17 protein-coding genes and 7 tRNA genes are annotated in these 18,688 nt (G+C 72.6%); 11 read left to right on the forward strand and 13 right to left on the reverse strand.

Translation table 11 applies throughout. The annotated features are described in order from the left end of the window. Positions 1-268: 268 nt before the first annotated feature. Positions 269-1,927, forward strand: coding sequence for a hypothetical protein (locus tag BGP73_RS11010; protein WP_069814117.1), 1,659 nt, complete (start codon positions 269-271; stop codon positions 1,925-1,927). Between the two features lie 172 nt (positions 1,928-2,099). Here the strand turns inward: BGP73_RS11010 and BGP73_RS11015 are convergent, their stop codons facing one another. From BGP73_RS11015 to BGP73_RS11025, 3 genes are all read right to left on the reverse strand, one after another. Beyond that, positions 2,100-2,660, reverse strand: coding sequence for an HIT family protein (locus tag BGP73_RS11015; RefSeq protein WP_069814118.1), 561 nt, complete (start codon positions 2,658-2,660; stop codon positions 2,100-2,102). Positions 2,661-2,861: 201 nt separating this feature from the next. Beyond that, entirely contained in the window at positions 2,862-4,838 is a 1,977-nt protein-coding gene (gene thrS / locus BGP73_RS11020) for a threonine--tRNA ligase (protein ID WP_069814119.1), read from the reverse strand. A gap of 209 nt (positions 4,839-5,047) precedes the next feature. Continuing rightward, a tRNA-Val gene (locus tag BGP73_RS11025) sits at positions 5,048-5,119 on the reverse strand. A 206-nt stretch (positions 5,120-5,325) separates the two neighbouring features. On the opposite strand from BGP73_RS11025, the gene BGP73_RS11030 reads away from it, so the two are divergent. After that, entirely contained in the window at positions 5,326-5,757 is a 432-nt protein-coding gene (locus BGP73_RS11030; RefSeq protein ID WP_069814120.1) for an SCO7613 C-terminal domain-containing membrane protein, read from the forward strand. Positions 5,758-5,910: 153 nt separating this feature from the next. Here the strand turns inward: BGP73_RS11030 and BGP73_RS11035 are convergent. After that, positions 5,911-5,982, reverse strand: a tRNA-Val gene (locus BGP73_RS11035). A gap of 440 nt (positions 5,983-6,422) precedes the next feature. Further along, on the reverse strand, positions 6,423-6,905 hold the full coding sequence (locus BGP73_RS11040; RefSeq protein WP_079127426.1) for a TIGR02611 family protein: 483 nt from the start codon (positions 6,903-6,905) through the stop codon (positions 6,423-6,425). A 189-nt stretch (positions 6,906-7,094) separates the two neighbouring features. Here BGP73_RS11040 and BGP73_RS11045 point away from each other — a divergent pair, with 189 nt between their 5' ends. Then, the gene (locus tag BGP73_RS11045) at positions 7,095-7,508 is read left to right on the forward strand and encodes an SsgA family sporulation/cell division regulator (RefSeq protein WP_003959770.1); all 414 of its coding nucleotides are present in this window, start codon (positions 7,095-7,097) and stop codon (positions 7,506-7,508) included. Positions 7,509-7,888: 380 nt separating this feature from the next. Beyond that, entirely contained in the window at positions 7,889-8,446 is a 558-nt protein-coding gene (locus BGP73_RS11050; protein WP_069814121.1) for a CGNR zinc finger domain-containing protein, read from the forward strand. A gap of 3 nt (positions 8,447-8,449) precedes the next feature. Here BGP73_RS11050 and BGP73_RS11055 read toward each other — a convergent pair whose 3' ends face one another. Together BGP73_RS11055 and BGP73_RS11060 are read right to left on the reverse strand one after the other, a co-directional pair. Then, positions 8,450-8,656, reverse strand: coding sequence for a hypothetical protein (locus BGP73_RS11055; protein WP_069814122.1), 207 nt, complete (start codon positions 8,654-8,656; stop codon positions 8,450-8,452). A 69-nt stretch (positions 8,657-8,725) separates the two neighbouring features. Beyond that, positions 8,726-9,196, reverse strand: a complete 471-nt coding sequence (locus tag BGP73_RS11060; RefSeq protein WP_069814123.1) for a hypothetical protein — start codon at positions 9,194-9,196, stop codon at positions 8,726-8,728. A gap of 315 nt (positions 9,197-9,511) precedes the next feature. Here BGP73_RS11060 and BGP73_RS11065 point away from each other — a divergent pair, with 315 nt between their 5' ends. Continuing rightward, a complete protein-coding gene (locus tag BGP73_RS11065) occupies positions 9,512-10,024 on the forward strand; it encodes a DsbA family protein (RefSeq protein ID WP_069814124.1) in 513 nt (170 codons plus the stop codon). A 40-nt stretch (positions 10,025-10,064) separates the two neighbouring features. Here the strand turns inward: BGP73_RS11065 and BGP73_RS11070 are convergent, their stop codons facing one another. Then, positions 10,065-10,952, reverse strand: coding sequence for a GNAT family N-acetyltransferase (locus tag BGP73_RS11070; protein ID WP_069814125.1), 888 nt, complete (start codon positions 10,950-10,952; stop codon positions 10,065-10,067). A 63-nt stretch (positions 10,953-11,015) separates the two neighbouring features. Then, on the reverse strand, positions 11,016-11,843 hold the full coding sequence (locus BGP73_RS11075; RefSeq protein WP_069814126.1) for an aminotransferase class IV: 828 nt from the start codon (positions 11,841-11,843) through the stop codon (positions 11,016-11,018). A 290-nt stretch (positions 11,844-12,133) separates the two neighbouring features. Between BGP73_RS11075 and BGP73_RS11080 the strand changes: the two genes are divergently transcribed. The 5 genes from BGP73_RS11080 to BGP73_RS11100 all read left to right on the forward strand — a co-directional run bounded on the left by BGP73_RS11080 (position 12,134) and on the right by BGP73_RS11100 (position 12,629). Next, a tRNA-Gly gene (locus BGP73_RS11080) sits at positions 12,134-12,206 on the forward strand. A 27-nt stretch (positions 12,207-12,233) separates the two neighbouring features. Continuing rightward, positions 12,234-12,304 (forward strand) — tRNA-Cys (locus tag BGP73_RS11085). Position 12,305: 1 nt separating this feature from the next. Further along, positions 12,306-12,377: transfer RNA gene (locus BGP73_RS11090), tRNA-Val, on the forward strand. A gap of 77 nt (positions 12,378-12,454) precedes the next feature. Next, positions 12,455-12,526 (forward strand) — tRNA-Val (locus tag BGP73_RS11095). Between the two features lie 31 nt (positions 12,527-12,557). Continuing rightward, positions 12,558-12,629, forward strand: a tRNA-Val gene (locus BGP73_RS11100). Between the two features lie 177 nt (positions 12,630-12,806). On the opposite strand, the gene BGP73_RS11105 is transcribed toward BGP73_RS11100, so the two are convergent. Together BGP73_RS11105 and BGP73_RS11110 are read right to left on the reverse strand one after the other, a co-directional pair. After that, complete coding sequence (locus BGP73_RS11105; protein WP_079127427.1) at positions 12,807-13,073, reverse strand: TFIIB-type zinc ribbon-containing protein; 267 nt, start codon at positions 13,071-13,073, stop codon at positions 12,807-12,809. 62 nt (positions 13,074-13,135) lie between these two features. Beyond that, entirely contained in the window at positions 13,136-14,137 is a 1,002-nt protein-coding gene (locus BGP73_RS11110; RefSeq protein ID WP_069814128.1) for a phosphotransferase family protein, read from the reverse strand. A 957-nt stretch (positions 14,138-15,094) separates the two neighbouring features. Between BGP73_RS11110 and BGP73_RS11115 the strand changes: the two genes are divergently transcribed. Further along, positions 15,095-16,387: a serine/threonine-protein kinase gene (locus tag BGP73_RS11115; protein WP_079127428.1), complete on the forward strand. Its 1,293-nt coding sequence runs from the start codon at positions 15,095-15,097 to the stop codon at positions 16,385-16,387. 30 nt (positions 16,388-16,417) lie between these two features. Here the strand turns inward: BGP73_RS11115 and BGP73_RS11120 are convergent, their stop codons facing one another. Both BGP73_RS11120 and cobA read right to left on the reverse strand, forming a co-directional pair. Further along, the gene (locus BGP73_RS11120) at positions 16,418-17,242 is read right to left on the reverse strand and encodes a TrmH family RNA methyltransferase (RefSeq protein WP_069814129.1); all 825 of its coding nucleotides are present in this window, start codon (positions 17,240-17,242) and stop codon (positions 16,418-16,420) included. Then, positions 17,235-18,515, reverse strand: coding sequence for a uroporphyrinogen-III C-methyltransferase (cobA, locus tag BGP73_RS11125; RefSeq protein ID WP_069814130.1), 1,281 nt, complete (start codon positions 18,513-18,515; stop codon positions 17,235-17,237). Before cobA ends, BGP73_RS11120 begins: the two co-directional genes overlap by 8 nt. Between the last annotated feature and the right edge of the window lie 173 nt (positions 18,516-18,688).

An 18,688-nucleotide genomic window follows, 5' to 3' on the forward strand; every position in this document is an offset into this window, starting at 1 on the left:
GGCGGCGTCCGGGAGCCGACCGCGGGCCCCGGGTGATCCGCGGAGCCGATCGTCCCGTGCCGGAACACCGGTCCGGATGGCTCGGGCCCGGCCCCTCGGGATCCGGCCAGATTCTCGATCAGCTTTTCTGACAACTCCCTTTCCGGGCAACCTCGCTGCGGCGGTGCGGCCTCCGGCGATACGCTGAGTCGCGGTTCGGAAGTGTGCCGGAAACGGATGCCGGGAAGAGGCCGCGCAGCGGACCAGTGACGGCACGTTGGGGGCGGTAGTGACCAGTGACGGTTTCGATTTCAGTCCCGGGGCGCAGGTCCCGCTCTCCGGGGCGGCCGGGTCGACGGCGGCGACGAACGCGCTCGCTTCCGCCGCGTACCGGGACAGCCCCGTCACCGAGCTTCTCAAGGCCGACAACGAGTGGCACAAGTCGAGCATCCAACCCCCGAAGCTCTCCCTCTTCGAGCCCAACCTGGGTGAGGCTTTCGCCCGCGCCGTGCAGTCGCGGATGCTCGGCGCGGGCCGGGCGGCGCTGATCCAGTCCTTCGGGATCGAACCGCAGGTGGTCGTCGAGCACTGTCTGGCCGCCAGCCGGATACGCAAGGAGCGGGACGTCCGGCTGACCGTCGTGATGGTGGTCTGCGGGCTGCTGTTCCTCCCCGGCCTGTTGGCCTGGCTCGCCGGCTTCCAGATCCGCAAGACGCTGGGACGGGTGGGCGGCGGCCGCGCGGGCGCCCTCGGCATGGTGCTGCTGGCGGGGCTGGGCGTGCTGACCCTCGTCTTCCTGGTCAGAATGCCGTTCTCCGGTTTCTGGGCGCTCTATCTGCGGGCCATGCTGGTGGCACCGGTCATCGGATGGGTGCTGGCCAAGCAGATCTGCGAGCGCACCGCGCAGGACCTGCGGGAGCGCTGGGACGGGCTCCTCAGCGGGGGCGGGGTGGCCGCCAAGGTCCCCGAGACCGTCCCCGGCCACCCGGGCGACACCTCGGCCGAGCAGCTCCGGCAGGACCTGGCGAAACTCTCCGCGGAGCAGCGCAGCAACCTCGTCTTCTACGCCGGTCCCAAGGGGATACTCGGCATGGGTACCCGGTGGGGCAGTTGGCATCTGGCCGAGGAGCTCCAGCCGAGCGACCCCACCAAGGAGATCAACCCGTTCCGCAGCTGGGACATCATCCGCGCCATGCACGACCAGCTCCGGCTGCTGGAGCGGGGCCCCCTGCACACCGGTGGGTTCCCGCAGCCCTCGGTGACCCATTGGGTGGTGGCGCCGGTCGGCGAGGGCGCCTCCTCGGTATCCCGGCCCAGCGCGGGGCCGAAGTCCGCCGGCTACCAGATCGGCGGCGGCGAACTGCAGCGGATCTGCAACGAGCAGCAGTTCGGCAGTGGGAACCGGCACTACCTGGGCGTGCAGTTCGTGCTCTGGGACGGCCAGTTGGTGATCACCTTGCTGGTGACCGTGACGGTGCTGCACCACACGCTCCGCATCGAGGTCACCGGGCATGCGCTCGGCCCGGTCCACTCGCTGTTCACCAGCAAGCCGAGCCCGAAGACCGAGACGGTCTCGAAGGCTTTCCGCTTCTGGGAGACCAAGACCCGCAACCTGCCGTTGGTGGAGCCCAGGGAAGTGGTCCGGCTGGCCGCCCGCGCCCCGCTGACCTGGTATCCCCCGCTGCTGGACTTCCTCGGCGGCAAGCTGGGCCTGCCCGAGCCGTTCGGGTTGCGGCACGCGTGGGCGGACCAGCCCTGGCGGCACCGCTTCATGGCCGACGACGCGCTGCGGGCCGCCACCCCGGTGCTGCGAGTGGTGCACCAGGCCGCGATCCGGGTCTTGGAGGAGAACGGCGTCGACACCGAGCGCTTCGGCAACCGCTCCTCCTTCCTCAGTGGCCAGGTGCAGGGAGCCGAGCCCCGGAAGGCGGACCTCTACAACACCTGAGGTCGGCCCCTCGTACCCGGTCGACCACCGCGGCCCGGGTTCGGGACATGGCAAGAGCCGGAACACCCGCATACCCGAGGTATGCGGGTGTTCCGTATGCGGTCGGCGGCCCTGGCCGAGCCTGTGCGCCCGGCCGTCGATCACGGAGTGCGCGTGCCCGGGGGCCGGGCGTTCAGTTCTCCGGCCAGGCCTCCGCCAGCAGCCTGCGGGTGTCGGCCAGCAGCTGCGGTAGGACCCGGGTGTGCCCGATGACGGGCATGAAGTTGGTGTCCCCGCCCCACCGGGGGACCACGTGCTGGTGCAGGTGGGCGGCGATGCCCGCGCCCGCCACGCCGCCCTGGTTCATCCCGATGTTGAACCCCTGCGCCCCGGAGGCCGTCCGCAGCGCCGTCATCGCCTGCTTGGTCAGCAGGGCGAGTTCGGCCGTCTCCAGGGTGTCCAGGTCGGTGTAGTCGGCGACATGCCGGAACGGCACGACCATGAGGTGGCCGCCGTTGTACGGGTAGAGGTTCAGGACGGCGTAGGCGAACTCGCCCCGAACCAGCACCAGGCCGTCCTCGTCCGACTTGGTGGGGATGGAGCAGAACGGGCAGCCGTCGCCCGACCCGGGTCCGGTCGGCTTGTTCTCACCTTGGATGTACGCCATCCGATGAGGCGTCCACAGGCGTTGGAAGGAGTCCTGGATCCCGACTCCGATCTGCTGCTCCGGCTCGCTCGTCATAGCCGCCAGCATATTCTCCCGGCCGGGCACCGGGGACGGCGAGGGCTCTTCTCCGGAGAGCCTCGACGGCTCCCCGCCGGTGTCCGGGGCGGGCCGCGGACCGGGCCCGCCCCGGAATCGGGCGGTCCGGTCCCGGCTCCGTGCCTTGGGGCGACGACGGGCGTCCCCGGGATCCGTCGGTCGTATGCCGGGTGGCCTCGCCACCCGGCCGGATCAGACCTGCTGGCGGCGCGCCACCGCGTCCAGGATCTCCGCGAGCGCCTCGTCCCGGGGGATACCGTTCTTCTGGGAACCGTCGCGGTAGCGGAAGCTCACCGCACCGCCGGCGACGTCCTCGTCACCCGCGATCACCATGAACGGGACCTTCTGCTTCTGGGCGTTCCGGATCTTCTTCTGCATCCGGTCGGAGGAGGAGTCCACCTCGAAGCGGAGCCCCAGCTTCTTCGCCTCCGCGGCAAAGTCCTCCAGGTAGCGCACGTGGCCGTCGCCGATCGGGATGCCCACCGCCTGCACCGGGGCCAGCCAGGGCGGGAAGACCCCGGCGTAGTGCTCCAACAGGACGGCGAAGAACCGCTCGATCGAGCCGAAGAGGGCGCGGTGGATCATCACCGGCCGCTGTCGGCTGCCGTCGGCCGCTGTGTACTCGAGGTTGAAGCGCTTCGGCTGCTGGAAGTCGACCTGGATGGTGGACATCTGCCAGGTACGGCCGATGGCGTCCCGCGCCTGCACCGAGATCTTGGGGCCGTAGTAGGCGGCACCGCCCGGGTCCATCACCAGTTCCAGGCCCTGCTTCCCGGCAGCCTGCCGCAACTGCTCGGTGGCTTCCTCCCACTCCTCCGGTTCGCCCATGAACTTCTCGGAGTCGTCCCGGGTGGACAGCTCGAGGTAGAAGTCGCTCAGCCCGTAGTCCCGCAGCAGCCCCAGCACGAAGGTGAGCAGTTCGTCGAGCTCCTCGGGCATCTGCTCCTTGGTGCAGTAGATGTGGGAGTCGTCCTGGGTGAAGCCACGGGCCCGGGTCAGCCCGTGTACGACGCCCGACTTCTCGTAGCGGTAGACCGTACCGAACTCGAAGAGGCGGAGCGGGAGTTCGCGGTAGGAGCGGCCGCGCGCGTCGAAGACCAGGTTGTGCATCGGGCAGTTCATGGCCTTGAGGTAGTAGTCCTGCCCCTCGAACTCCATGGGCGGGAACATCGACTCCGCGTAGTTCGGCAGATGCCCCGAGGTCTCGAAGAGCTTCCCCTTGGAGATGTGCGGGGTGTTGACGAACTCGTAGCCGGCCTCCTCGTGGCGGCGGCGGGAGTAGTCCTCCATCACCTTGCGGATCACTCCGCCCTTGGGGTGGAAGATCGCCAGCCCCGAGCCAAGCACCTCCGGGATGGAGAAGAGGTCGAGCTCGACACCGAGCTTGCGGTGGTCGCGCTTCTCCGCCTCCGCGAGGAACTCCAGGTGCGCCTTGAGCTCGTCCTTGGTGGGCCAGGCGGTGCCGTAGATGCGCTGGAGCATCGGGTTCTGCTCGCTGCCACGCCAGTAGGCGCCGGCGCTGCGCATCAGCTTGAAGGCGGGGATGGCCCGGGTGGTCGGCAGGTGCGGGCCTCGGCAGAGGTCCTTCCAGCACAGGTCGCCGGTCTTGGCGTCTAGGTTGTCGTAGATCGTCAACTCACCGCCGCCGACCTCCACATCAGCGCCGTCCGCGGCCGAGGCCGCCCCCTTGAGACCGATCAGCTCCAGCTTGTACGGCTCGGCCGCCAGCTCCTCCCGCGCCTCCTCGTCGGAGACGACCCGGCGGGAGAAGCGCTGGCCACGCTTCTGGATCTCCTGCATCTTCTTCTCGATGCGCTTGAGGTCGTCCGGGTGAAAGGGAGTCTCCACGTCGAAGTCGTAGTAGAAGCCGTCCTTGATGGGCGGGCCGATCCCGAGCTTGGCCTCGGGGAAGAGCTCCTGCACGGCCTGGGCGAGGACGTGGGCCGTGGAGTGGCGGAGGATGTCCAGTCCATCCGGGGAGTCGATCGCGACGGGCTCCAGCTCGTCGCCGTCGGCGACCTCGTATGCGAGGTCCCTGAGCTCCCCGGTCACCCGCGCCGCGACCGTGGACCGGTCACCGCCGAGCAGCTCCGCCGCCGTAGTGCCCGTCGTCACCACGCGCTCTTCCCGCTCGGAATCGCGTTTGATGATCACACGGACATCTGACACCGGTCTCTCCTGACTTCTCGGATACGGCAGCGGGTGCGCCGCGAGGTGAATCGTACCGACCAAGCGGGGCGGGCCGCGAAGCCATTGCGGAGAGGAGGACGGGTGCGCGAGTCCTGACGGAGCTCCGCCCGGCATTCCTGGAGATCCCTCCGGGACCGGCGCAGACGACAGAGGCCGGTCCGCTTGACGCTGGGACCGGCCTGCCAGGGTGGGCGATACTGGGTTCGAACCAGTGACCTCTTCGGTGTGAACGAAGCGCTCTCCCACTGAGCTAATCGCCCTGGGCCACCAGGGCTTCCCCCGGGGCACGGCGGAAACAATACAGCGGGCGCGGGTTTACTCCAAACGGCCTTCCCGTCCGCGGCCCGGCCGCCGTCCGCAGGCTCTCCTCGGGGCACCGTCCGACCCAGCGCGCCCACCCCGGCGGACCCGGGCCCCGAGGGACCCCGCGCCACCGGTCGCGCGCCGGGAGGCCGGTTACCCGGCGGTGGCTCTGCTGCTGTCCGCCGCCTGGCTCCGGTTGGCGGCCCCCGGGGAGGCCGTACCCGAGGCGTGCACGCTCCCGGTGACCGTTCCGCTGCTCGCCATCGGGCTGTTCCGCAGACGGCGGAGTGCGGCGGTCTCCTCCTGGGCGGCGCACGGTACCGGTACCGCTTTGGCGGTGACCCTGCTGCCCAGCGCGCTGCGGATGTGGGGCGGTGGCGGTTGGGAGCGCCCGCTCCTGCTCGGCCTGGCGGCTCTCGGGCTGACGCTGCTCGGGGCCTGGTACCGCTCCAGGCGCCCCTGCTGCCGGGAGGCGCCACGCTCGCCCCGGTCGCGCTCCACGAGCTGGCTCCCCACCTCGCGCAGTTGGCCGGCGCGGTGCCGCGTCGGCTGCCGCCCGCGCCGGTCGGACTGCTGCTGTCGGCGCGACCTGTGAGCAGCGGTCGCGCGAGGTGCGCCGGGTGCGGGAGTTGATCGGTCGGCTGCGCTGAGGCCGGAGGGGCGCGATCCCCAGGAGCGCGGCTCGGGCGGGGGATACCCGCCAACGCCACGGAGGCTGAGGCTTCCAAGCCTCAGCCTCCGTCTGTTGTGGGCGATACTGGGTTCGAACCAGTGACCTCTTCGGTGTGAACGAAGCGCTCTCCCACTGAGCTAATCGCCCTGAGCCACCAGGGGTTCGCCCCGGCGGGATCAAATGTTACCGCATGTCAGGGCCTTCACCGACACTCGCCGGGCGGCCCGGCGCCCATCCGATCCGGCGGGCTCTCCGAGCCCGGAGCGGCGGCGGGACCTGGCGGGCGGGTGGAGAGCGGCGCCGCCCGGCGGGCCACCTGGAGCAGGCTGCGGTACCGGCCGGCACCTCGGCAACCGGCACCTCGGCAACCACGCCGTGTCGACGAGCACCGCACAGGTCGGAGTTCCCCCATGTGCGCCCCACACACATACCGCCTCGTCGTCCGGAGGCCTGCCCCGTCGACCGATCTCCGGCGCGGCCTGGCCGATCTCGGTTGAGACCGCCCTCAAACACAGATCCCGCGGTTCCCGCGGCACGGTGAGAGGCAGCGGCCGCCGTCGTCCGCTCGTCGGGCCGGCTCGCCACCGCTACCGCCCGGAGCTCCAGGGCATGTGGAGACCGAAGCGCCACAGGTACCAGGCGACGGCCACTGCGAGCAGCACGGCGGCGACCGTTCCGATGGCCACGTTCCTCCGCCGCACCCTGGGGTCGAGCGCTCGTCGCGCGGCCTCGGAGACCTTGCGCCGGGTCCATCGGAGCGCCAGCTGCGCCCAGACGAACTCGGTGGCCCAGAGCGCCAGCCCCGCGAAGATCACAACCCATCCGGGACCGGGGAGCACCAGCATCGCGGCGCCGGCCGCGACGACGGCGAGGCCCACCAGGAAGACCCCTGCCTGCCAGAACAGGTGGAGCAGCCGGCGTTCCCGGACGAACCGCGGAGCCCGCGACCCGAGTGCCGGCTCCCGCACCGCCTTCTCCCGTCCGCCGTCCTCCGGCTCGAGCCGTCCGGTCGGTCGCTCGACGGTGGCCGTGTCGGTCACCGCGTGACCCCCGTCACTCTCCGCGTTCATATGGCCAACTTACCTGAATACGAACGTCCGTCAGCATGGAGATGGAGGATGGGGGAAGGGTCCGCCATGCGAGGTATGCGCACCGTCGCAAATAGGGCATAGGGGTTTACAAGGGAACTTTCGGTGGCATGTCGATTTCGCCGACGTGCGAATCCCCGAGCGCACACTGAGCGAAAGGCCATGGCGCTTATGAACACCACGGTCAGCTGCGAGCTGCACTTGCGACTCGTTGTGTCGAGCGAATCCTCCCTGCCGGTCCCCGCTGGACTGCGGTACGACACGGCCGACCCCTACGCCGTGCACGCCACCTTTCACACCGGAGCAGAAGAGACCGTCGAGTGGGTGTTCGCCCGCGACCTCCTCGCCGAGGGGTTGCACCGACCCACGGGCACCGGCGACGTCCGGGTGTGGCCGTCCCGCAGCCACGGTCAGGGCGTCGTCTGCATCGCGCTGAGCTCTCCGGAGGGCGAAGCGCTGCTCGAGGCCCCCGCCAGAGCCCTGGAGTCGTTCCTCAAGCGTACGGACGCGGCCGTGCCGCCCGGAACCGAACACCGCCACTTCGACCTGGACACCGAGCTCTCCCACATCCTGGCCGAGAGCTGACCGGCGAGAGAACCCCCACAGACCGAAGTCGACCACCCACCGTCCGCAGCCGTCCGACTCGGGGCGACGGCTCGGCCCGACACCCGCACACCCGGCGCAACCAGGACAGCTTCCCCGCCGCGGAGCTCCGCGGCGGGGAAGCCGTTTGCAAGACGTCCCACGCGGCCGCCACGGGGAGGCGTCCGCCCGCCGTCGGCCCTCCCCGCCTCTCGGCCGGAACCGCGATTCCGTCGGCGCCGGCGTCGGCGGGGGCGCGGCCGGTGCGGTGGCCACGGGGCCTCTGCGGATCGGTGAGGAACGCCAGGGGCGGCTAGGGTATGTCGCTCGGATGCCGTGGCTCCGCGGGATCCGGCAGCACTCCCGAGCCGCCAGGAGTAACCGTGCTGATCAATCACGACACCCGGTGTGCTCTCGACTGCGTCGTCGACCTGGTGAACAGCGCGGCACAGGGCTCGGAGCCCGACACCCTGGGGGACGTCTCCGCCCTGGGACGGTTCGTCGAGCGCAACGCCATCAGTGATGTGCGGACGCTGACCCGCCAGGACCTCACCGCGGTACGGGCCGTGCGGGCCCGGTTCACCGACGTCTTCTCCGCGCCCGACACCCGCACCGCTGCGGCCCTGTTGAACACCATGGTCGCGGCCGCCGGCACCACGCCCAGGCTGACCGACCACGACGGCTACGACTGGCACCTGCACTACTTCGCACCGGGCGCCTCCGTCGCCGACCACCTCGCCGCCGACGGGGGGATGGCCCTGGCCTTCCTGCTGGTCGCCGGCGAACGGGAGCGTCTGCGGCGCTGCTCCGCGCCGGACTGCCGACGGGCCTTCATCGACCTGTCCCGCAACCGCTCCCGGCGTTACTGCTCCAGCCGCACCTGCGGCAACCGACTCCATGTGGCCGCCTACCGGGCCCGGCTCCGGGAAGCCGCGCGATGAGCATCACAGCCGGTAGAGGTCGTGGATCGCAGCGAAGAGCAGCAGGGACCCGACCACGGTGAGGAAGAGCATCAGCGGCGGCTGGGACAGCGCGAAGAGGCAGCCGCGCCGTTCGGACCGCTCGGACCCGGCCGGGACCGGTGCCACGGGCGAACCGCCCGCGCCGGTGCCGGTCGGCGGGGCGCCCGTACGCGCGAGTTCATCGTTCATCTCGCGTTGATCATGACGCAGTTGCGACCCGGGGCGCCGCCAACACGCCCGTTTCGGGCGGGGGTTCGCTCAGATTCCGTGTTTCTTCAGAATGTCCTCGATGTCCTGGAAGTCCTCCAGGCCGGCAGCTCCTGAGCGTCCCTTGTCCGCGCCCGCGGCCGGCCGGCCCGCGCTGCCCAGCTCCGGGGCGGAGGCCCGCGGCGCGACAGCGGCCGCCTCGGCCCGGGAGCCGCCCTGCCCGGTGGCGGGGCCGGACCGGCGCTTGGCGATCCGGGCGACGAGGAACAGCAGGACGGCCAGGCCCAGGATGCCGAAGCCGGCCCAGACGGTCGGCTTGAGCACCAGTCCCGTGGACCAGCGGCCGACCGCGACCCCGACGTCCTTGCCCAGGTCGGTCAGGCCGGCCATCGCCAGGCCCACCGGGACCAGCGCGAAGGCCGCGATCCGGGTGGCGAGCAGCAGACGCCTGCGGTAGGCGGTGAGCAGTGCGGCGGCCAGTCCGGCCCCGGACAGTGCGACGCAGACTGTGGAGGTCAGCACTTCGCCCTCCCAGCGGTGGTCATGGACATCGACTCTCCCCCTATCGCCATCGGGCCCGCGGTCGAGCACCCCTTCCATCCTGCCTCGCCCGGCGGCTCGCTGACCACGTCGGCGCCGGGCCCCGGCGAATTCGCCCCTGACCGCCGGGCGCCGGACAGCCGGTGCGGAACGCGGGGCACACCTCCCGGCGAGAGCGGCGGCCGCCAACACCCGGCAGGACGCCGCGATGCCGCCCGGGCGTCCGGACTCCGCATCTCGCCGGCCGGTGCCGCGCCCGGTTTCCCGCGCCCGCGCCCGAACTGGGAGACTGCGGCCATGAGTCAAGCCACCCCGGACCGCCCCGTCCTCGATGTCTGGTGCGAACTGCAGTGCCCGGACTGCCACACGGCCATGGAAGACCTGACCGCCCTGCGGGCCCGCTACGGGGACTCCCTGGAGATTCGGCTGCGCCACTTCCCCCTGGAAAAGCACCCGCACGCACACGCCGCGGCCCAGGCCGCCGAGGAGGCAGCCGCCCAGGGGCAGCTCTGGCCCTACGTGGAGGCGGTGCTGAGCCGCACCGGTGAGCTGCGGCGGCGCGGCACCGAGTTCCTGGTCGCGGTGGCGGGGGAATTGGGGCTGGACGCCGAGGAGTTGGACACCGCGCTGGTCGACGGCCGCCACATCCTGATCGTCGACGCCGATCAGGCCGAGGGGCAGGCGATCGGTGTCACCGGGACGCCCACCTACGTGATCGGCGGCGAGCGGCTCGACGGCGGGGTGAGTCAGAAGGGACTGCGGGAGCGGATCCAGCAGATCGTGGACGAGTGGTTGGAGAACACGGGGTGATCCCTGGTCCCGGCGAGCACCGGCGGCCGGTCGGGTCCGCTCAGAGCAGCGTCTTGTAGAAAGAGTGCCGGGCCGTGACGTACCCCAGGGACTCGTAGAGCCCGCGTGCCTGCAGGTTCTCCAGGGAGACGTTGAGGGCCAGTCGCCCGACCCCGGCGGCCCGGCACTGCCGCTCGGCCGACAGCATGAGTTCCCGCCCGTGGCCCCGGCCCCGGTGTTCCTCAGCCACCTCGATGTCGAGCACGGCCCCGCCGATCCCGTCCTCGCCGGCGGTACCGGTGCGCCGTGCACCGCCGGGGAGACCCAGCACGCTCTCCTGCCCGTGCAGCGAGAGCCAGAGGAGGCCGACCTCGACACCGCTCCGGGCGAGCACCGTGAACCTCGCCCCGGGGGTCTCCAGGCCTTCAGGCAGAAGGACCCGGAGGTCCGCCGCGGCCCTTGCCGAGGCCTCCGCCTCCGGGACGCCTCCGGCGACGGCGGAACGGATGTGGCGCTCTGTCGACCGCTGGAGCCAGACGGCGAACTCCTCGGGCAGCATCGACCGTTCGACACTGCCAGCGGGGGGTTCCGGCACCCGCCGCGGCAACCGCTTGGACATCCCCCGGCTGCTCTCCCGGTATCCGAGCCCGTCGGCCATCCGCAGCGCGCCGTGGGCGGAGGCCGGGACGGTGATCTCTATCCGGCGGCAGCCCCAACCGCGCAGCACCTCCTCGGCGGCGAGCGCGGCCACGGTGGCCCTGCCCCGACGCCGCTCCGGGCCCTCGACCCGGAGGGCGGCGATGCGGCCCACCGCGAGGCCGGACCGGTCACCGGCGACCAGCCGGACGGCGCCGACCGGACGGCTGTTGACGCGGATCTCGTAGTCCCGGGAGCGCGCTCCGGCCGGCCCTCGGTGTTCCGGACCGGTCGGGCGGAGTGTGGTGGTCATGCCGGGTACATACCCTCGGGACCGCCGAGCCCCCCCCTGATCGGCTCCCGCGCGGAGGCGGGATCAGCCCACCGGATCGGGGTCGGCCGCCGCCCGCTCCGCGAAGATCCGCATCGCCTCGGCGGTGACCGGCCCGGGGGCACCCGCCAGTTCCCGGCCGTCGGCACGGTGCACGGCCTGGACGTCGCGGAGGGTGGACGTCAGGAAGACCTCTTCGGCCCGCTCCAGCACGTCCAGCGGCAGGTCCGTCTCCTTGGCCCCGGTCCACTCCGCGGTCAGCGCCCGGGTGATGCCCGCCAGGCAGCCGGAACTGAGGGGCGGGGTGTACAACTCCCCGTCGAGCACCACGAAGACATTGGATCCGGTGCCCTCACAGAGCTGCCCCACGGTGTTGCCGAAGATCGCCTCACTGGCGCCGTTCTCGTGCGCCCGGGCGAGAGCGACCACGTTCTCCCCGTAGGAGGTGGTCTTCAGGCCGCTGAGCGCTCCCCGCTCGTTGCGGGTCCACGGCACGGTGACCACCGCGGTGGTGTCCGGCCGCCTGCTGGCCTGGCCGAGCGCCACGACCAGCGTGGTCCCCTCCGCCCCGCGCTCCGAGCCGAGCGGCGAGAATCCGCCGGTGTAGGTGATCCGCAACCTGCCCAGCGGCATGGGATTCGCCTCCAGCACCGCCGCGCAGGCGCGCCGGACCTGCTCGCGGTCGGGCTCGGGGAGGCCGAGACCGCGTGCGGAGGACGCCAGCCGATCCAGGTGCCGAGTCAGCGCGAAGGGCCGGCCGTCGACCGCTTTTACCGTCTCGAACACGCCGTCACCGACGGTCAGTCCGTGATCGAAGACGGAGACCTGCGCGGTCGCCACGTCGCGCAGTCCGCCGTTGACCCAGATCTTCACTCGCTCCACCTCGTTCACGCCCGCCGGCAGCGGCGGAGTGCCGCGTACGACGTCTCGGCTCCGTACATATCCGACGCTACCGCGAGCCGGGGCCGCCCTGATTGCCGCCACGGTGTCCGCCCGGGGACGGAAAAGGGCGCCCGGGCGGCTCCTCCCCCGGGTAAGCGGTGCGGCACCCTGCGCAAACGGAATTTGAGCTGGCCCGGGAATCCGCTAGAGTTCACACGTCGCCGGTCGCGGAAGCACCCGGAGACCACAGGCAGCCTCCGAGATCGTTTCGGAGGGCGGCTGCGGACGTAGCTCAGTTGGTAGAGCATCACCTTGCCAAGGTGAGGGTCGCGAGTTCGAATCTCGTCGTCCGCTCGACGGGGGTCATTTCGGCCTCCGCTTGGTGGAGTGGCCGAGAGGCGAGGCAACGGCCTGCAAAGCCGTCTACACGGGTTCAAATCCCGTCTCCACCTCGGACGATTAGCTCAGCGGGAGAGCGCTTCCCTGACACGGAAGAGGTCACTGGTTCAATCCCAGTATCGTCCACTGGATCCGCGAGGATCCTCTTGTCACACCTGGTTTCCGACCTTCCACGCAGGTGAGGGGTCGGAAGCCCAACGCTCGCGCGGTTAGCTCAGCGGGAGAGCGCTTCCCTGACACGGAAGAGGTCACTGGTTCAATCCCAGTACCGCGCACGCGAGACCGGCATCCATGACGCCGGCGCCAGGACGATTAGCTCAGCGGGAGAGCGCTTCCCTGACACGGAAGAGGTCACTGGTTCAATCCCAGTATCGTCCACACTCACCGAGGGCCGGAGCGACAGCTCCGGCCCTCGGTGTTTCGGCTGTGACCTCGGTGTTTCGGCTGTGCGGTCCGTTCCGGCCCCGGTCTCCGCGCACGGCAGTGCCCGGCCCAGGAAACCGGTGCGGCCCCGGTCCGGGAACCGGGGCCGCCGAGGTACACCGGGGCCGGGGCTCAAGAGGAGAAGAGCATCCGCCCGAAGCTCCGGTGCCGGTGGTGGCCGTAATGCCCCTGCGGAGCTCCCCAGGCGGGCGGGGCCGGGTACCCCTGCGGACCGGGCGGCGGCGGAGGGGGCTGCTGGGCCCACTGCGCCTCGATCCGGGTGAGCGCTTCGAGTTCCCCGTAATCGAGGAAGATGCCCCGGCAACCGCCGCACTGCTCGATCTGAACGCCGTTGCGGTTGTAGGTACTCATCGGCGCATGGCACTTGGGACACTGCAAGTCCGGTTCACTCCTCGCCCGTTGGTGGCCGGGAAGGCACTCCCGACGCCGGTCGGTCCACCTTACGACGGCTCCCGCGGCGGCATGCGCCGAATCCGCTCGCAGGCGTCCACCAGCGCTGTCTCGACCTCGTCCGGGGCGCGTCCGGCCGCCGCCGCCTTGGCCAGGGAGACCGCGGCCGTCTGCACCGTGAGGGAACGGGCGGGGATGTCGAGCCGGGCCCAGGGGTCCGCGCCGGGCGGCCAGACGGGGCCGCCGGCCCGCTGGTAGGAGCCGAGGAATCGGCCCCAGGCCTCGGGGGCGAGCAGCCCGGTGGCGTACCAGGCGGCCGGGCGGGCGAGGTCCCACGCGGGATCCCCCACTCCGAGGTCGTCGACGTCGATCAGCAGCCACTCCCCGGTGCCGTCCGGGCCGCCGACCAACTGCCCGAGGTGGAAGTCCCCGTGGCAGAGGAGCCCGCTGCCCGGGTGGGACGGCGGCACCTCGCCCCGGGCCCAGGGCGGCACCAGGCTCCAGGCGGCCAGCACGGTGTCCGCGGCGGGGGACCGGCCGGCCGCGGCGAGCCGGGCGACGGCCCGGGCCGCCTTGACCGGGCCCCGCATAGCGGGGACCGGTCCGGGAAGCACTTCGGTCGGGACGGCGTGCAGTCGGGCCAGGAGTTCCCCGGCAGCCTCCCACGGCGCCGCGTCCGGCTCGTCGGGCTGGACGGGCGCTCCGTACGGCCAGAGGCTGATCGGCCGGCCGTCCCTGGTCGGGGCCGGCGGTCGGTCACCGGCTCCCGGCACCGCCAGCGGCGGAAGCAGGATGTCCCGCAGCCGCGGGTGGGCGGCGATCCGCAGCCGGGCGAGGAGCTCCGGGAGGTCGCTGTCCGCCGCGTGGGCCTTGGCTACGACGGGTCCGAGCCGCACGACGGTGCCGTCGGCGCGGTCGGCCAGCACCAGCGGCCCAGGATCCCGCTCTTCCCGACTCGCCGGCTCACACGGCTGACGAAGGAGCGCGGTGGTCTCGGCGGCCGCCGCCCTCCGGGCGACGGCCGTCAACTGCTCGGTCAGCGACTCGGCCAATCCGGCCCTCCCCCGGTACGGGCCCCTCGGCCCGGCGCCCGCATCCTATGTCGGCCGGGCCGCACGGCGGTGCCGGAGCGCACGGTGCCCGGGCACAGCAACCCCGAGTACCGTGCACCCGGGAACGCGCGCCGCGACGCCCGGACGGTCGGTGACCGTCCGGGCGTCGCGCCGTCCCCGCACCCCCGTCCCCACGGGGTTATGACCGGAGGCCCAGCTGGGACCGCTCTTCCGGAGCTGGGGCGGACTCAACACCGCGGTGCTCCGGCCACGGGTGACGTCTGGGCGGGCAGGATCCTCCGTCTCCGCGAGGGGGGCCGCCACGGTGCCCCGCTCGGCGCCGTCCCGGGACACCGGCGGGGCACCGGACGGCCCGGTACGAGCCCCGGAGGACGGAGGGCCGCGACCGTCGGCCCCACCGCGGCCCGCGAGCGGATCGCCCGGCCGTCACGGGGCTCTCGTCAAGTGACGGCGAGCGACCGACCTCCGCGGCGGCGAGCGTCTGTGCGTTCTGCGGCGGCGAGCGTCTGATCTCGGGGGACGAGCACTACGCCCGCCGCCTTCAGCCACCGTAGGCCGGCGGGAACGGGCGGACATCATGCCCTCGTACCGATCGGCGGACCTACGGAAGGATGAGCGGCACGGGGCGCACGTACTCCTCAGGGTGGAGACGGGGTGGAGGCCGGGTGAAGGTCATCTCCTCCACCCGGCCGGGTCGAGCCGGCGGATCACTCCACCGTGCCCTGGAACCCGGCCGCGGGCGCCAACACGGGGCCCGCGTCGCGGGGTTCGGCCGCGCGGTAGCACCGGCCCGCCGCCGCCGGACTGCCGGCCCCGTCACCCCGGCTTCCTTCCGGTCCACCGCCGGCCACGGCGCCGGCGACGCAGCGCGGCCTGTGCGCGCGGCGCGGTCCGGGTCCGTAAGCTGTGGCTCGTCAGATGGATCAGCAGGCGGGGATGGACATGACGATGATGCGGCTCCGGCGCGAGGACCCGCGTGTCGTCGGATCGTTCCGGCTCCATCGTCGGCTGGGCGCCGGCGGCATGGGAGTGGTCTACCTCGGGTCGGACCGGCGGGGGCAGCGGGTGGCGCTGAAGGTCATCCGTCCCGACCTCGCCGAGGACCAGGAGTTCCGGTCCCGTTTCGCCCGGGAGGTCTCCGCGGCCCGGCGGATCCGGGGCGGCTGCACAGCCCGTCTGGTGGCGGCCGACCTGGAGGCCGACCGCCCCTGGTTCGCGACGCAGTATGTGCCGGGGCCCTCGCTGCACGACAAGGTGGCTGACGACGGCCCCTTGTCGACCGCCTACACCGCCTCGGTCGGGGCGGCGCTGGCGGAGGGGCTGCTCGCCGTGCACGAGGCGGGGGTGGTCCACCGGGACCTGAAGCCGTCCAACATCCTGCTATCCCCCAAGGGGCCGCGGATCATCGACTTCGGCATCGCCTGGGCGACCGGGGCCAGCACCCTGACGCACGTCGGCACCGCGGTCGGCTCGCCGGGGTTCCTCGCCCCCGAGCAGGTCCGGGGCGCGGCGGTGACCCCGGCCACGGACGTCTTCGCGCTCGGCGCCACGCTCGCCTACTGCTCGACCGCCCACTCCCCCTTCGGCCAGGGCAGTTCGGAGGTGATGCTGTACCGCGTCGTTCACGAGGAGCCGCAGCTGCGGCAGGTCCCCGACGCTCTCGCCCCGCTGCTCCACGCCTGCCTGTCCAAGAGCCCGGAGGAGCGGCCGAACACCCTCCAACTGTCGCTGCGCCTGAAGGAGATCGCGGCCCGCGAGGTGCACGGCGGTGAGCCGGGGGCGAACCGCGCCCCTCGCCCCCGGCCGCGATCGGTCGGGACCGCAGAGGGGCAGCAGCCCCGACGGCAGCGGGCCGAGCGCGGTGCGCCGGCACCGCGCGCCCGGGTGGCCCGGACGCTGCCGCAGCCCGGAGGCGCGCCCCCCGCGCCGCGCACCCGCCCGGAGGGCGCGCGCGGCCCGACGGACACCGGTCCACGCTCCTCCGGGAGCCGCCCGAGAGCGGACCGGGCGGTCGGCCGCCCGACGGCCCGAGCCCCCGGCGGGCGCCGCCCTACGGGCGAGGAGCGAGGTCGGTTGCTGCGCCAGCGGCTGGTGATCTTCGTTACGGTGACGCTGATCGTGGCGCTCGCCATCGCCGCCGTGCAGGGCTGCCAGGAGGACACCGAAGGCCTCGGCCGGCTGGGGAAGGGGTCCTCGCCACAGCACAGCGCCGAGCACGCGAGCGGCTGAGGTGCCCCCTGGGCTCCGGCTGCCGCGGACTCAGCGCGGCGCCCGGCCCCTCCCGTTCGAGGCGACGTAGAAGGCCACGGCCGCCGCCGCGCCGACGTTCAGCGAGTCGATCCCGTCAGCCATCGGGATGCGGACCCACTCGTCCGCCGCGGAGAGCGCCTGCCGCGAGAGTCCGGTTCCCTCGGCGCCCAGCATCAGCGCGATGCGCTCGGGCCCCTTCGCCACGGCGGTGTCCAGGGGTACGGCCTTCTCGTGCGGGGTCAGGGCGAGCAGCCGGAAGCCGGCCCGGCCGGTCATCTCCAGTCCGCCCGGCCAGTTCTCCAGCCGGGCGTGGGGCACGGCGAAGACGGCTCCCATGGAGACCTTGACGGAGCGCCGGTAGAGCGGATCCGCGCAGTCCGGCGAGAGCAGCACCCCATCCATCCCGAGGGCGGCGGCGCTGCGGAATATCGCTCCGACGTTCGTGTGGTCGTTGACCGCTTCCATGACCACCACACGCCGCGCGCCGGCCAGCACCTGCGGGGCGCTGAGGGCCGGTTTGCGGCACATGGCGGCGAGCGCGCCACGGTGCACGTGATACCCGGTCACCTGCTCGGCGAGCTCCGGTCGAACCAGGTACACCGGCGCGGTCACGGTGTCGATCACATCGCCCATGGTCTCCAGCCACTTGGCCGAGAGGAGCATCGACCGCATCTGGTAGCCGGCCTCCAGCGCCCTTCGGATGACCTTCTCCCCCTCGGCGATGAACAGGCCCTCCGCCGGCTCGCGTCGGCGACGGAGCTCGACGTCCGTCAGTCCGGTGTAGTCGTGGAGCCTGGGGTCGCCGGGATCGTCGACGACGATGGGATCAGCCACGGCTCCCGCCCTCGCTGCCGGAGGACGCCTCCGGGCCGGGGCCGCCGGTCGGCGGCTGGAGCAGGCCCACGGTGGCCCCGACGACCACCACGGCGGGCGGACGCAGCCGCTCCGCCGCCACCTCGCGGGCGACCGTGGCCAGGGTGGCCACCAGCCGGCGCTGGCCGGCCGTCGTGCCCTCCTGCACCACGGCGACCGGTGTGTCGGCGGCGCGCCCGTGCTCGATCAACGTCTCCGCGATGGCCCCCAGTTGCTCGACCGCCATCAGCAGCACCAGGGTGCCCCGCAGCGCGGCCAGCGCCTGCCAGTCCACCAGCGAACGCGGGTCGTCGGGCGCCAGGTGGCCGCTGACGACGGTGAACTCGTGTGCCAGCCCCCGGTGGGTCACCGGAATGCCGGCGGCGCCCGGCACGCTGACGGCACTGGTGACGCCCGGTACCACCGTGCACGGGATGCCGGCCTCCGCCAGCGCCTGGGCCTCCTCCATGCCCCGACCGAAGACGAACGGGTCCCCGCCCTTGAGTCGGACCACGGCCTTCCCGGCCCTCGCGTGCTCGATCAGGGCCGCGTTGATGGCCTCCTGCGGCATATGGCGTCCGTAGGGGATCTTCGCCGCGTCGACCACCTCGACCTGCGGCGGGAGTTCGTCCAGCAGGTCCCGGGGGCCGAGCCGGTCGGCGATGACCACGTCGGCCTCGGCGAGCAGCCGCCGACCGCGCACCGTGATCAACTCCGGGTCACCGGGCCCGCCGCCGACGAGGGCCACTCCCGGCTCGCGTCCGCGGTGCCGGTCCCTGCCGCGCTCGGCGGCGATCCGGCCGTCCCTCAGCCCTTCCACCACGGCGTCCCGGACCGCCGCGGAGCGACGCGGGTCCCGGCCGGTGAGCACGGCGACGGTGAGCCCGTCGGTGCGCCCGGTGGCCGGGGTCCAGGCGGTCGCGGCCGTGGCGTCGTCGCTGCGCACGCTCCACACCCGGCGCTCCTCGGCCTCTGCCGAGGCCGCTTCGTTGGCCGCCGGGTCGTCGGTGGCGATGAGCACGTACCAGGCGCCGGCGAGGTCTCCCTCCCGGTAGCAGCGGCGTTCCCAGTGCAGCTCGCCCGCCTCGGCCATGGCCTGGACCGACACGGTGGCCTCGGGAGAGATCACCCGCAGGTCCGCTCCCGCGGCGAGCAGGCCGGGCAGCCGCCGCCCAGCCACCGCCCCGGCTCCGAGCACCACCACCCGGCGTCCGGCCAGGCGGAGTCCGACGGGGTAGACGGCGTGTTCGCTCATGGCTTCGCGGCTCCTGCTGAGAGGTTCGGGCCGCTGCGGCGGTGGAGCGGCGGGGAGAGACGGCCGCTCCCGGGGGCGGCCGCCGCGGTGCCCACCGGCGCGGCGCGCCGGGTCCGCGTTCCCGTCGCCGCTGGTGAGCGCTCCCAGCCTACTGCCGAGGCCAGCCGGCCATC

The sequence above is a fragment of the Streptomyces sp. TP-A0874 genome (assembly GCF_001748085.1).
Taxonomy (GTDB): domain Bacteria; phylum Actinomycetota; class Actinomycetes; order Streptomycetales; family Streptomycetaceae; genus Streptomyces.